Origin of the sequence: Pseudomonas sp. BN411 (assembly GCF_029871235.1) — a bacterium.
Taxonomy (GTDB): domain Bacteria; phylum Pseudomonadota; class Gammaproteobacteria; order Pseudomonadales; family Pseudomonadaceae; genus Metapseudomonas.
This window is the reverse complement of the sequence record NZ_SSOM01000073.1, coordinates 111,093-123,906: the sequence shown is the minus strand read 5'-3', so window position 1 is coordinate 123,906 and position 12,814 is coordinate 111,093. Positions and strand designations below refer to the sequence as shown.

The 12,814-nt window shown below is 66.1% G+C and carries 15 protein-coding genes; 8 read left to right on the top strand and 7 right to left on the bottom strand.

Going from position 1 to position 12,814, the window contains the following annotated elements; genetic code table 11:
- Positions 1 to 2: 2 nt before the first annotated feature.
- Positions 3 to 860 carry an SDR family oxidoreductase gene (locus E8F06_RS18600; RefSeq protein WP_280369919.1) on the bottom strand — a complete coding sequence of 286 codons (858 nt, stop codon included), beginning with the start codon at positions 858 to 860 and terminating at the stop codon, positions 3 to 5.
- A 213-nt stretch (positions 861 to 1,073) separates the two neighbouring features.
- On the opposite strand from E8F06_RS18600, the gene exbB reads away from it, so the two are divergent.
- From exbB to E8F06_RS18570, 6 genes are all read left to right on the top strand, one after another.
- Positions 1,074 to 2,078 carry a tonB-system energizer ExbB gene (gene exbB, locus E8F06_RS18595; RefSeq protein ID WP_280369917.1) on the top strand — a complete coding sequence of 335 codons (1,005 nt, stop codon included), beginning with the start codon at positions 1,074 to 1,076 and terminating at the stop codon, positions 2,076 to 2,078.
- 3 nt (positions 2,079 to 2,081) lie between these two features.
- Positions 2,082 to 2,507 carry a TonB system transport protein ExbD gene (gene exbD, locus E8F06_RS18590; RefSeq protein WP_280369915.1) on the top strand — a complete coding sequence of 142 codons (426 nt, stop codon included), beginning with the start codon at positions 2,082 to 2,084 and terminating at the stop codon, positions 2,505 to 2,507.
- The gene (locus E8F06_RS18585; RefSeq protein ID WP_280369913.1) at positions 2,504 to 3,238 is read left to right on the top strand and encodes a TonB family protein; all 735 of its coding nucleotides are present in this window, start codon (positions 2,504 to 2,506) and stop codon (positions 3,236 to 3,238) included. Before exbD ends, E8F06_RS18585 begins: the two co-directional genes overlap by 4 nt.
- Before the next feature lie 86 nt (positions 3,239 to 3,324).
- A complete protein-coding gene (locus E8F06_RS18580; protein WP_280369911.1) occupies positions 3,325 to 4,263 on the top strand; it encodes a hydrogen peroxide-inducible genes activator in 939 nt (312 codons plus the stop codon).
- Positions 4,260 to 6,335: an ATP-dependent DNA helicase RecG gene (recG, locus tag E8F06_RS18575; protein ID WP_280369909.1), complete on the top strand. Its 2,076-nt coding sequence runs from the start codon at positions 4,260 to 4,262 to the stop codon at positions 6,333 to 6,335. The genes E8F06_RS18580 and recG overlap by 4 nt, the downstream gene beginning before the upstream one ends.
- 91 nt (positions 6,336 to 6,426) lie before the next feature.
- Positions 6,427 to 7,833 (top strand): aminoacyl-tRNA deacylase and HDOD domain-containing protein, encoded by a 1,407-nt coding sequence (locus E8F06_RS18570; RefSeq protein WP_280369908.1) that lies wholly within the window; start codon positions 6,427 to 6,429, stop codon positions 7,831 to 7,833.
- A 114-nt stretch (positions 7,834 to 7,947) separates the two neighbouring features.
- Here the strand turns inward: E8F06_RS18570 and E8F06_RS18565 are convergent, their stop codons facing one another.
- The 5 genes from E8F06_RS18565 to E8F06_RS18545 form a co-directional block, all read right to left on the bottom strand.
- Positions 7,948 to 8,340, bottom strand: coding sequence for a helicase (locus E8F06_RS18565; protein ID WP_280369906.1), 393 nt, complete (start codon positions 8,338 to 8,340; stop codon positions 7,948 to 7,950).
- 136 nt (positions 8,341 to 8,476) lie between these two features.
- On the bottom strand, positions 8,477 to 8,749 hold the full coding sequence (locus E8F06_RS18560) for an HU family DNA-binding protein (protein WP_016495401.1): 273 nt from the start codon (positions 8,747 to 8,749) through the stop codon (positions 8,477 to 8,479).
- 188 nt (positions 8,750 to 8,937) lie between these two features.
- Entirely contained in the window at positions 8,938 to 10,086 is a 1,149-nt protein-coding gene (locus E8F06_RS18555; RefSeq protein ID WP_280369904.1) for an FAD-dependent oxidoreductase, read from the bottom strand.
- Positions 10,087 to 10,160: 74 nt separating this feature from the next.
- Positions 10,161 to 10,328, bottom strand: coding sequence for a rubredoxin (locus E8F06_RS18550; RefSeq protein ID WP_151138440.1), 168 nt, complete (start codon positions 10,326 to 10,328; stop codon positions 10,161 to 10,163).
- A 148-nt stretch (positions 10,329 to 10,476) separates the two neighbouring features.
- Positions 10,477 to 10,644: a rubredoxin gene (locus E8F06_RS18545; protein ID WP_077524852.1), complete on the bottom strand. Its 168-nt coding sequence runs from the start codon at positions 10,642 to 10,644 to the stop codon at positions 10,477 to 10,479.
- Between the two features lie 164 nt (positions 10,645 to 10,808).
- On the opposite strand from E8F06_RS18545, the gene E8F06_RS18540 reads away from it, so the two are divergent.
- Both E8F06_RS18540 and ubiA read left to right on the top strand, forming a co-directional pair.
- The gene (locus E8F06_RS18540) at positions 10,809 to 11,363 is read left to right on the top strand and encodes a chorismate lyase (RefSeq protein WP_280369902.1); all 555 of its coding nucleotides are present in this window, start codon (positions 10,809 to 10,811) and stop codon (positions 11,361 to 11,363) included.
- Positions 11,364 to 11,390: 27 nt separating this feature from the next.
- Positions 11,391 to 12,281 carry a 4-hydroxybenzoate octaprenyltransferase gene (gene ubiA, locus E8F06_RS18535; RefSeq protein ID WP_280369900.1) on the top strand — a complete coding sequence of 297 codons (891 nt, stop codon included), beginning with the start codon at positions 11,391 to 11,393 and terminating at the stop codon, positions 12,279 to 12,281.
- An 84-nt stretch (positions 12,282 to 12,365) separates the two neighbouring features.
- Here ubiA and E8F06_RS18530 read toward each other — a convergent pair whose 3' ends face one another.
- On the bottom strand, positions 12,366 to 12,752 hold the full coding sequence (locus tag E8F06_RS18530; RefSeq protein ID WP_280369899.1) for a hypothetical protein: 387 nt from the start codon (positions 12,750 to 12,752) through the stop codon (positions 12,366 to 12,368).
- Positions 12,753 to 12,814 lie beyond the last annotated feature (62 nt).

Sequence of the window (12,814 nt, the reverse complement as noted above, 5' to 3'; positions counted from 1 at the left end):
CCTCAGGGCTCGCCGAGGATGGCCGCGTACCCTTCGCGATAGCTCGGGTAGCGCGGCACCCAGCCCAGGGCGCGGGCACGGGCGTTGCTGCAGCGCTTGCTGCCGGAGCGGCGCACGGTGGACTCCTCGGCCCACTCGGTCACGCCCATCTGCTCGCGCAGCCAGCCCACCACTTCATGCAGCGGAGCCGGCGCATCGTCGACGCCGATGTAGCAGTCCTGCAGCGCCACGCCGCCGGCTTCGGCCTTGAGCAGATGAGCCAGGAGACCGGCGCAATCGTCGACGTGGATACGGTTGGCATAGAGCGGCGGCTCGCTGACCACCCGGTAGCCCATGCGTACCTGCTTGAGCAGCCATTCGCGCCCAGGACCGTAGATTCCGGTGAGGCGCACCAGCGTCGCGGGAATACCGCTGTTCAAGGCGATGCGCTCGGCTTCCAGCATCACGCTGCCGGAGAAGCTTTCGGCTTCGGCGGGTGACGTTTCGTCGATCCACTCACCATCGCGCTGGTCATAAACGCCGCTGCTGGAGACGAACAGCAGCCGGCGCGGCGTCTGGCCACGCTCGGCCAGCCAGCCGAGGACGTGACGCAAACCCTCGACATAGGCAGCGCGGTAGCCCGCTTCGTCAGGCTGGGAAGCCGCCACGCAGTAGACCAGGTAATCCAGCGGCCCTTGCGGCCAGGCGGTTGGACAGGCGGGCTGCTCCAGATCGCCGGCCACCGGCAGGACACCCGCCGGCAGTGCTGCGACCTGGCGACGCAGTCCATGGACGGTCCAGCCGGCGTGCAACATCTGTTGCGCCAACCGGCTGCCGACGTCGCCACAACCGGCGATCAGGAGAATAGGGGTATCGGACATTGGGAAGGCTCCGAAAAAGTCCTCAGGATAGGGGCACTACCGGCTATCGCCAAATCGGACCGCGAAGGGGGCGAAGCGCCGAGCTGCAGTGCGATTGATATAAAGTCACTTTTACAAACAAGAATTACTTGCAATAATGCCAACCCTTCGGTCCAGGCCGACGCTCCCGCGCCGATGGACGAAACCGCCTCCTTTCCTTCAGGTCCGGCCAGCATGAATTCCAACGCCCGAAACGCACAGCCCAACACCGCCTCCCGCCCGCCACGCCTGCTCGCGGCCCTGTTGATCAGCCTGATGCTGACGCCCAACGCTTCCTTCGCCGAGGAGCCGACCGCGCAATCCGTCCCGGCTGCCGCCAGCCAGGCCACCGCACCGGCACCTGCCGCTGACGCCGCCAACGCGCCTGCCGTCGCCCCGGCCAACGGTGCCGCTCCGGCAGCTGAAACTGCCGCCCAGGACCCGAACGCCCTGCCGGCCGACCCGCTGGCCGCCGAGCAAGAAGGCGAGCAGATGCTGGCCCACGACCTGTCGCCCTGGGGCATGTACCAGAACGCCGACATCGTGGTGAAGGCCGTGATGATCGGCCTGGCGCTCGCTTCCGTCCTGACCTGGACCGTGTGGATCGCCAAGGGCTTCGAGCTGACCTCCGCCAAGCGCCGCCTGCGTCGTGAACTGGCCACCCTGAAGTCCGCCCGCACCCTGAACGACGCCGGCGAGAAGGTCAGCAACGGTAACTGCGTGTCCCACCTGCTGGTGCAGGACGCCCAGGAAGAGATGAAGCTCTCCACCAACACCCGCGAGAAGGAAGGCATCAAGGAGCGCGTCAGCTTCCGCCTCGAGCGCCTGGTCGCCGCCAGCGGTCGCCAGATGAGCCAGGGCACCGGCGTGCTCGCCACCATCGGTTCCACCGCGCCCTTCGTCGGCCTGTTCGGTACCGTCTGGGGCATCATGAACAGCTTCATCGGCATCGCCAAATCCCAGACCACCAACCTCGCCGTAGTCGCCCCCGGTATCGCAGAAGCCCTGCTGGCCACCGCCCTCGGCCTGGTCGCGGCGATCCCGGCCGTCGTGATCTACAACGTCTTCGCCCGCTCCATCGCTGGCTACAAGGCACAGGTGTCCGACGCCTCCGCCCAGGTCCTGCTGCTGGTCAGCCGCGACCTCGACCACCAGCCGGCCGACCGTGGCCAGTCTCCGCAAATGGCAAAAGTGGGCTGATCCATGGGAATCCATCTGAACGATGGTGGCGATGATCTCCAGGAAACCCACGAGATCAACGTCACCCCCTTCATCGACGTGATGCTGGTGCTGCTGATCATCTTCATGGTCGCGGCACCCCTGGCGACGGTCGACATCAAGGTCGACCTCCCCGCCTCCACCGCCAAGCCCGCGCCCAGGCCGGACAAGCCGATCTACCTGAGCATCAAGGAAGACAAGAGCCTGTACCTGGACAACGAGCAGGTCACCGATGAGCAACTGGGCGGCGTGCTGGACAAGCTGACCAACTCCGACAAGGAAAAGACCATCTTCGTCCGTGGCGACAAGGTGGTGGAGTACGGTCGCCTGATGGAAGTCATGGACACCCTGCGCGGTGCCGGCTACCTGAAGATCGGCCTGGTAGGACTCGAGACGGTCGGGACTAAATGAGCCAAGGCAAAAGCAAGCTGTCGCAATGGGGCGTCAGCCTGGTGGTCGTGCTCGGCCTGCACATCGGCCTCGGCCTCTGGGCGCTCTACTGGCGCCCGCACGCCGAGCCGATCGAGCTACCGCCCGCGGCCATGATGGTGGAGCTGGAGCCGTTACCGGCCCCCGCACCCGTGCCGGCGCCACCGCCGCCGCCCCAGGTCGAGCCCGAACCCGAACCGCTGCCCAAGCTGGTGGAAGTGCCGAAGCCGAAGATCGCCATCGCGCCCAAGCCGAAACCCAAGCCCAAGCCGCCGAAGCCGAAACCGCCGGAACCCAAGCCTGAGAAGCCGCAGGAAACCGAGAGCGTGAAGGAAGCCGTCGCGGCGCCGACCACGGCTCCGAGCGACACCAAGCCCGCTGCCCAGCAGCAGGCCGCTTCAAGTGCACCGTCGGACGCCAAGCCGACCTGGCAGAGCAAGCTGCTCGCGCACCTGGCGCGCTACAAGCGTTACCCGGACGACGCCCGCCGCCGTGGTTTCGAAGGGGTCAACCGCCTGCGCTTCGTGGTCGATGGCGAAGGCAAGGTGATCTCCTACTCCCTGGTCGGCAAGTCCGGCAGCGCCTCGCTGGATCGCGCCACCCTGGAGATGATCCGCCGCGCCCAGCCGCTGCCGCCGCCCCCGCCGGAACTGCTCAACAACGGCTCCCTCGAAGTGGTCGCGCCCTTCGTCTACTCGCTGGACCGCCGCTGATTTCCAAGCGTCTGCGCACCTCGCGCAGGCGCTTGGTTCCATTGACTCCAGCCGCTATGCTTGCCGGACCTCAATGGAAAAATGCTATGACCCTCACCGAACTGCGCTACATCGTCACCCTCGCCCAGGAACAGCATTTCGGCCGTGCCGCCGAACGCTGCCACGTGAGCCAGCCGACCCTGTCGGTCGGGGTGAAGAAGCTGGAAGACGAGCTCGGCGTGCTCATCTTCGAACGCAGCAAGAGCGCGGTACGCCTGACTCCGGTCGGTGAAGGCATCGTCACCCAGGCACAGAAGGTGCTGGAACAGGCCCAAGGCATCCGCGAGATGGCCCAGGCCGGCAAGAACCAGCTCGCCGCGCCGCTCAAGGTGGGCGCCATCTACACCGTCGGCCCCTACCTCTTCCCGCACCTGATTCCGCAGCTGCACCGGGTCGCCCCGCAGATGCCGCTGTACATCGAAGAGAACTTCACCCACGTCCTGCGCGACAAGCTGCGCACCGGCGAGCTGGACGCGATCATCATCGCCCTGCCCTTTGCCGAAGCCGACGTGCTGACCAAGCCGCTCTACGACGAACCCTTCTACGTGTTGCTGCCGTTCGGCCACCCCTGGACCGCCCGCGAGTCCATCGACAGCGAGATGCTCAACGACAAGAGCCTGCTGCTGCTGGGCGAGGGTCACTGCTTCCGCGACCAGGTGCTGGAAGCCTGCCCGAGCCTGCGCAAGGGCGGTGAAGACAGCGCCAAACACACTACGGTGGAATCCAGCTCCCTGGAAACCATCCGCCACATGGTCGCCTCGGGCCTCGGCGTTTCGATCCTGCCGTTCTCCGCGGTGGACAGCCATCACTACGCTCCCGGCGTGATCGAGATCCGCCCGCTGACGCCGCCGGTGCCCTTCCGCACCGTGGCCATCGCCTGGCGCGCCAGCTTCCCGCGCCCGCGCGCCATCGAAGTACTGGCGGACTCCATCCGCCTCTGCTCCGTGGCCCACCCGGAAACCCAGGGCGAACCACAGCCGGCATGACCGAGCTGTCGCAAGTCCCGGTCACCGTGCTCAAGGGCGTGGGCGCCGCGCTGGCGGAAAAGCTCGCCAAGGTGGGCCTGGAGAACCTGCAGGACATCCTCTTCCACCTGCCCACCCGCTATCAGGACCGCACCCGCATCACCCCCATTGGTGAGCTGCGCCCCGGTCAGGACGCGGTGGTGGAAGGCATCGTCGCCGGCGCCGATGTCGTCATGGGCCGCCGCCGCAGCCTGCTCGTGCGGCTGCAGGACGGCACCGGCACCCTGTCCTTGCGCTTCTTCCACTTCAGCCAGGCGCAGAAGGAAGGCGTCAAGCGCGGCACCCAGTTGCGCTGCTACGGCGAAGTCCGCCCCGGCGCCACCGGCCTGGAGATCTACCACCCGGAATACCGCTCCCTCAGTGGCGATGAACCGCCACCGGTGGAACAGACCCTGACACCGATCTACCCCACCACCGAAGGCCTCACCCAGCAGCGCCTGCGTAGCCTCAGCCAGCTCGCACTGGCCCGCCTCGGCCCCCAGAGCCTGCCCGATTGGCTGCCCAGGGAACTGGCGCGCGACTACCACCTGGGCTCGCTGGACGAAGCGATCCGTTACCTGCACCGGCCGCCGCCGGACGCTGACCTGGAGGAGCTCGCCGAAGGCCAGCACTGGGCCCAGCAGCGCCTGGCCTTCGAGGAACTGCTCACCCACCAGCTGTCCCTGCAGCGCCTGCGTGAAAGCCTCCGGGCCCAGCACGCGCCGCAGCTACCGCCCGCGCGCAAACTGCCGAAGCAGTACCTGGCCAACCTCGGCTTCCAGCCCACCGGCGCCCAGCAGCGGGTCGGCGCGGAAATCGCCTATGACCTGGCACAGCAGGAACCCATGCTGCGCCTGGTGCAGGGCGACGTCGGCGCCGGCAAGACAGTGGTCGCCGCCCTTGCCGCCTTGCAGGCCCTGGAAGCCGGCTACCAGGTGGCGCTGATGGCCCCCACCGAGATCCTCGCCGAGCAGCACTTCCTGAACTTCAGCAAGTGGTTGCAGCCGCTGGGCATCGAGGTCGCCTGGCTCGCCGGCAAACTCAAGGGCAAGGCCCGTGCCGCCGCCCTGGAGCAGATCGCCGGCGGCACGCCCATGGTGGTCGGCACCCACGCTCTGTTCCAGGACGAGGTGAAGTTCAAGCGTCTGGCCCTGGTGATCATCGACGAGCAGCACCGTTTTGGCGTCCAGCAGCGCCTGGCCCTGCGTCAGAAAGGCGTGGACGGCCGCCTCTGCCCGCACCAACTGATAATGACCGCCACGCCCATTCCGCGGACCCTGGCCATGAGCGCCTATGCCGATCTGGATACCTCCATCCTCGACGAGCTGCCCCCCGGTCGTACCCCGGTGAATACTGTTCTGGTGGCCGACAGCCGCCGCATCGAAGTGATCGAGCGGGTCCGCGCCGCGTGCCACGAAGGTCGCCAGGCCTACTGGGTCTGCACCCTGATCGAAGAATCCGAAGAGCTGACCTGCCAGGCGGCGGAAACCACCTTCGAAGAGCTTTCCTCTGCGTTGGGCGAACTGCGCGTGGGCTTGATCCACGGGCGCATGAAACCCGCCGAGAAGGCCGAGGTGATGGCCGAGTTCAAAGCCGGCGCCCTGCAATTGCTGGTGGCCACCACCGTGATCGAGGTGGGCGTGGACGTGCCCAACGCCAGCCTGATGATCATCGAGAACCCCGAGCGCCTTGGCCTTGCCCAGTTGCACCAATTGCGCGGACGCGTCGGCCGGGGCAGCGCCGCCAGCCACTGCGTGCTGCTTTATCACGCCCCGCTTTCGCAACTCGGTCGTGAACGCCTGGCGATCATGCGTGAAACCTGCGACGGCTTCGTCATCGCCGAGAAGGACCTGGAACTGCGCGGTCCCGGCGAAATGCTCGGCACCCGCCAGACCGGCCTGCTGCAATTCAAGGTGGCCGACCTGATGCGCGATGCCGATCTGCTGCCGGCCGTGCGCGACGCGGCCCAGGCGCTACTGGCCCATTGGCCTCAGCATGTCAGTCCACTATTGGAGCGCTGGCTGCGCCACGGCCAACAGTACGGCCAAGTGTGATGCAGTTCACAGCTCAACCGTCGCCTCGCCCCGACCACTTCCTAGCTGCTCGTTATACTCCGGGCAGAAAAATTCAAAGCTGGATGCTGCCATGACAGAAGTCGCCCTCGCCCCGGATTCCTCGCCACAACCGCCCGAAGTGATAGTGCAGCTGCTGGAAAAGCTCGGACTGGCCTTCCAGGTTCGTCTGGAGCATCCGGGTCTGTCTGCTGCGCAGCGGGTCCAGTCGGTGCTGCTGGAAGACGCCGTCGGCGCCCTTCTGGTGCTCTTCCCGCGTAGCCAGCTGCTCGACCTCAACCGTCTCGCCGAACTCACCGGCCGCAAACTGGTAGCGGTCAAGCCCGAGCGCCTTGAGCGCATGCTCGGCAAGCACCAGCTGGGCACCCTGCCGGGCCTGCCGCCGCTGACCAGCTCGCCGTGCCTGTACGACGAGCGTCTGCTGCAGGAGCCGCGCCTGCTGGTCGAGTCCGGCCAACCCGGTGTACTGCTGGAGCTGGCCAGCGAGGACTATCGCAGCCTGCTCGGCAAGGCCAGCGCCGCACGCTTCGGCGAACCCCTGGCGAGCATCCGCCCGAACCTCGACCGCCCGGCCGACGACCGTGCCGAGATCACCCAGGCCGTCCAGGCCTTCACCGCGCGCCGTATCCAGCAGCGCCTGGAAGAAACCATCGAGATTCCGCCGCTGGCCGAATCCGCGCAGAAGATCATCAAGCTCAGGGTCGACCCAAACGCCACCGTGGAAGACATCACCGGCGTGGTGGAAACCGACCCGGCCCTGGCCGCCCAGGTGGTCAGCTGGGCGGCTTCGCCCTATTACGCAGCCCCCGGCAAGATCCGCTCGGTGGAAGATGCCATCGTGCGCGTGCTCGGCTTCGACCTGGTGATCAACCTTGCCCTTGGCCTGGCCCTGGGCAAATCCTTGAGCCTGCCCAAGGACCAGCCGCAGCAGGCCACGCCGTACTGGCAGCAGGCGATCTACACCGCTGCGGTAATCGAAGGCCTGACCCGCGCCATGCCCCGCGCCCAGCGCCCCGAAACCGGCCTGACCTACCTCGCCGGCCTGCTGCACAACTTCGGCTACCTGGTGCTGGCCCACGTCTTCCCGCCGCATTTCTCGCTGATCTGCCGGCATCTGGAGGTCAACCCGCACCTCTCCCACAGCTACATCGAGCAGCATCTGCTGGGCATTACCCGCGAGCAGATCGGCAGCTGGCTGATGCGTTTCTGGGACATGCCGGAAGAGCTCTACACCGCCCTGCGCTTCCAGCACGATGCCGACTACCAGTACGACAACGCCGCCTACCCCAACCTGGTGTGCCTGGCGGTCAGCCTGCTGCGCAACCGGGGCATCGGCTCAGGCCCGGAAGCCGTGATTCCGGATGACCTGTTCGAAGCCCTGGGCATCAGCCGCGAGAAGGCGGATGACGCTGTGAACAAGGTGCTGCAGGCAGAAGCCGCGCTGCGCGAGCTGGCTTCGCAGTTCAACGCGCCGCATTGATCCTGCCGGCATGAAAAAGGGGCGCCACTGGCGCCCCTTTTTTCATCCCCTTTCCGCACGCTGCGGGCCTGCACCCTACCGAATCGGCTTCATCCTGCTACCGGGGAAACAAGGTCAGGCGGCTTTCTTCTCGACGGCCTTTTTCTTCGGCACCAGGTGCTTGGTCAGGCCCTGGAACCAGATCACCAGCGCCGGATTGCCCTGGATCTGGATGTCCTTGTTCTGGATGCCCTGCATGAAGGCGAGCTGTTTGTTCTTCGCGCTCATGGTGGCGAAACCGTAGGCGCCGTCCTTGAAGCCGATGGCAAAGGCAGGCGCGCTGGCGACACCACGTTTGCTGACGACGCGCAGGTCTTTGACGATGAAGTGACGAGCGATCTTGCCGTCCAGAGTGTGCAGCTGGAACACCAGGTCCTTGCCCGCCAGCTGCTGCTGGAACTCGGCATTGTCACGGCTGGCCTTGGCCATCAGGCGACCCAGCATCCAGAGAAGAAAGCGGAATTTCATGCGCGCACGGCCTCGAAGGATTGAGAAAGCGGCGCATTGTAGCGGTTTGCCGGCAGGACTACAGCCAGCCAAAGGAGGGTATTGCGAGGGTGCGGGTGAACTGCCCGGAACCTCCCCGGTCCCGGGCAGAAGAAGCTTAGTTCACAGCTTCTTTCAGCGATTTGCCCGGTTTGAAGGCGACAGTATTGCTGGCCTTGATCTTGACCGGCTGACCCGTCTGCGGGTTCTTGCCAGTGCGGGCACCACGATGACGTTGCAGGAAGGTGCCGAAGCCCACCAGCGTTACGCTGTCCTTGCGGTTCAGCGCGTTGGTGATTTCTTCGAGCACCGCATTGAGTACGCGATTGGCCTGATCCTTGGTGAGATCAGCCTTTTCAGCGATAGCGGCGGCGAGTTCCGGTTTACGCATAGATGCCTCTTTGACGGTTTGTTGTTTTTGTGTCCGTGCTGTCCTTCCAGAACAGCGCCCAAGGCGCCGCAACGGCTCTGCGCTGCGGCAGACCACGGGGAGGATGGCACGCCGATTGGCACTCCGCCAGTGTCCTCGGCGGGAATTCCGAAAGAACAGAACGATTATTCCGACAGAAGGGCTGACATTTACGCCAGCAACGGCGGCAGCTCGCGGTTCAGGGCCAGTTTTTCCTGCACCGCAGCCCCGGTCAGGGCATAGCCGAGCAGGCGGCCCGTGGCATCGCGGCACAGCGCCTTGATGTCCGCCCCAGAGCCTTCCACCGTCCAGCTGCCCTCCGCGCCACGGGGCGGTGGCGATACCACCAGCGGGCACACCGGCGTCTTCACCGTCACCGGCATCGCGCCGTAGGCCACCGCCGTGGGATTGCCCGCCAGGGTCTGCGCCAGGGCGCGGGCGCAGGCCATCAGCGGCATCACGTAAAGCAGGTTGAGGCCATCGACCTCGGCGCAATCGCCCAGGGCGTAGACGTTGCCGTGGGAAGTGCGCAGCTCGCGGTCCACCACCACGCCACGGTTCACTGCCAGGCCCGCGGCAGCGGCCATGTCGGTACGCGGGCGCAGGCCCACGGCGGACACCACCAGGTCGCAGGAGATGCGGGTACCGTCGGAGAGCAGCGCATCAAGGCCGTTCTCGCCACGGTCCAGGCGCGCCAGCACCGGCCCCAGGTGGAAGCGCGCACCCAGGCTTTCCAGCCCGGCCTGCACGGCGGCCGCGGCTGCCGAATGCAGCAGGCCCGGCATCACTTGCTCACAAGGCGCCACCAACTCCACTTCCAGGCCGCCCAGGCTGAGGTCGTTGGCGAATTCGCAGCCGATAAGGCCGGCGCCGAGGATCAGCACCCGGCGCTTGCCGGCGGAGGCGGAGCGGAAGCGTGCATAGTCTTCCAGGTCGTTGATCGGGAAGATCGCGTCCTGGGCATCGCCTTCCACCGGCACGCGGATGGTGTCCGCACCCCAGGCCAGCACCAGGTCGCGATAGGCCACAGCCTCTTCGCCTATCCACAGGCGCTTGTGAGCCGGATCGATGCCGGTAATGCGGGTATGGGTACGGACTTCCGCCTTGAGCTGCTCGGCCATGGCGCCAGCCTCGGCCATGGCCAGACCATCGGCGTCCTTGTTCTTGCCGAAACCGGTGGACAGCATGGGCTTGGAGTAGGAGCGACCGTCGTCGGCGCTGATCAGCAACAGCGGGGTTTCGCTGTCCAGCTTGCGAAACTCCTTGGCCAGGTTGTAACCGGCCAGGCCGGTGCCGACTATCACCACGGGTGCACTCATTGCTCACTCCTGCTCGTGAAACGACTCGACGGCCCATGGGCCGTCGCTTGAATGGGGTTGGATGGCGGGGAGGATCAGGCGATTTCGATCATCTCGAAATCGATCTTGCCGACGCCGCAATCAGGGCAGCACCAGTCCGGCGGGATGTCTTCCCAGCGCGTACCGGGCGCGATGCCCTCTTCGGGCAGCCCTTCGGCCTCGTCGTAGATGAAACCGCAGACAATGCATTGCCACTTGCGCATGACCACCTCCGCCGGCGCGGATACCGTACTGAACCTACTCCAATCGACCGGCGCCCGCCAAGGGCCGCCGGACCAGTCCAGACAGAGGATAGGCTCTTATTCCGGACACAAATAAGCCGGCCCATGGCCGGCTTATTCAGTGCGGGGATCAGTTGATCTCGATCATCTCGAAATCCAGCTTGCCCACGCCGCAGTCCGGGCAGATCCAGTCCTGCGGGACGTCTTCCCAGCGGGTGCCGGCGGCGATACCGTCATCCGGCCAGCCCTGGGACTCGTCGTAGACCAGGCCACACACCACGCATTGCCACTTCTTCATCGTTCTTACCTCATCGATCACGCGTTCTCGAGCCGCAGCCTCTGGCGGGCTTTCCGGACATGTCAGGGCCGCTTTGTACTGGTTCATCCGCCAGCGGGCAAGAGGCAGCCGACAGCTATCGGCCGTGCTAATCTGCGCCGTCTTCCACCGCCCAAGCCCAGCCCGTGCCCCACGCCGCCCTTGCCCATCCGCCCCGCTGGCTGACTGCCGCCCAGCTCCATCCCGCCCCCTGTGCCGCTGTCCGCGACTGGCTGTTCGACCAGGGCTCGCTGACCCGCCGGCTGACCGCCCTGTCGAACGACGCGTTCAGCGTCACCCCGCTGGAAGAAGGCTGGCAGACCCTGCGCGCCGACGAGTGCGCGGCCCTGGGCATCCCCGCCGGCAGCCAGGGCTGGGTACGCGAGGTCTACCTGCGCGGCCACGGCGAGATCTGGGTGTTCGCCCGCAGCGTGGCCGCACGCAGTGCCCTCGAAGGCTCGGGGCTGGACCTGCACCAGCTCGGCAGCCGCTCCCTGGGCGAGCTGCTGTTCAGCGACCGCGCCTTCGACCGGGGCGCCATCGAGGTCACCCGCTACCCGGCGCCGCTGCTGCCGGTTGAGGTGCGCGACGATCGCCTCTGGGGCCGCCGTTCGTGCTTCTCGCGAGGCGAACTGGGGGTTCTGGTGGCGGAAATCTTCCTGCCCAAGCTGTGGCGTCAGGCGGGCATCGAGACCGTATAATCCGGCCCTTCGATGGGAGAGCCGCCGATGTACCTCACGCTGTTGCAATCGCTGAACCGCCTGCATCCCCGCGCCATGGATTTCATCCAGCTGACCCGGCTGGACAAGCCCATCGGCATCTACCTGCTGCTCTGGCCCACGCTCTGGGCGCTGTGGATCGCCGGTGAAGGCAGCCCCAGCCTGGCCAACCTGGTGATCTTCATCCTCGGCGTGAACCTGATGCGTGCCGCCGGCTGCGTGATCAACGACTACGCCGACCGCAATTTCGACGGCCACGTCAGCCGTACCCGCGCGCGCCCCCTGGCCAGCGGCCGGATCACGCCACGGGAAGCGCTGGTGTTCTTCGCCGTACTGGTGGCCATCAGCTTCGTACTGGTGCTGTTCACCAACGCCACGACCATCTGGCTGTCATTCGGCGGCCTGGCACTGGCCGCCTGCTACCCCTTCATGAAGCGCTACACCTTCTACCCGCAGGTGGTGCTGGGCGCGGCCTTCTCCTGGGGCATGCCGATGGCCTTCACCGCCGAAACCGGCGAGCTACCGGCCGCAGCCTGGCTGCTGTACATCGCCAACCTGCTGTGGACCGTGGCCTACGACACCTATTACGCGATGACCGACCGCGAGGACGACCTGAAGATCGGGGTGAAATCCACCGCCATCCTCTTCGGCGACGCCGACCGCCTGATCATCGCCATCCTCCAGGGCCTGGCGCTGCTCTGCCTGCTGCTGGCCGGCAATCGCTTCGAACTGGGAACCTGCTTCCACCTGGGCCTGGTGGCCGCCGCCGCCTGCTTCGCCTGGGAGTTCTACAGCACCCGCAGCAAGGACCCGCAGGCCTGCTTCAAGGCCTTCCTGCACAACCATTGGGCGGGCCTGGCGATCCTCGCCGGCATAGTCGCCGACTACGCGCTTCGCTGAAGCGCAGCGCATAGATCACCCCTCCGTCCTGGCCGGCTGCAAGGCGCTGGCGATGCAGCCGGGACAGTACAGGTAGCTTTCCGGCTAGTAGGCTTCTGGCTTGGCGACGTGCCAGACGCCCATCTTGCCGTCGCCGGTAACGTCACCGGCCTTCTTGTCCATGACGAAGGTGTACAGCGGCTTCTTGTCGTAGGCCCACTGCATCGAGCCATCGTCACGTTTGACCACGCTCCATTCGCCTTCTGCCTTGGCACCGGCTTCGGCCATCAGTGGCGGCCAGTTCTGCGCGCATTGGCCGTTGCACGCGGATTTGCCGTCAGAGTCTTTGTCGTAGGTGTAGAGCGTCATGCCCTTGGCATCCACCAGCATGCCGCCCTTCTCCATTGCCGGCTCGGCCGCCAGCCCCATCAGGGGCCAGCTCAGCAGTGCGCCAGCGAGCAACGGAACGAACCGCGGGGAAATTCTTCTCATTTTCTAGCCTCTCCTCGGAATGAACAGCGACAGCCTGGCGGCAGCTGTGATCACGGCTGGAG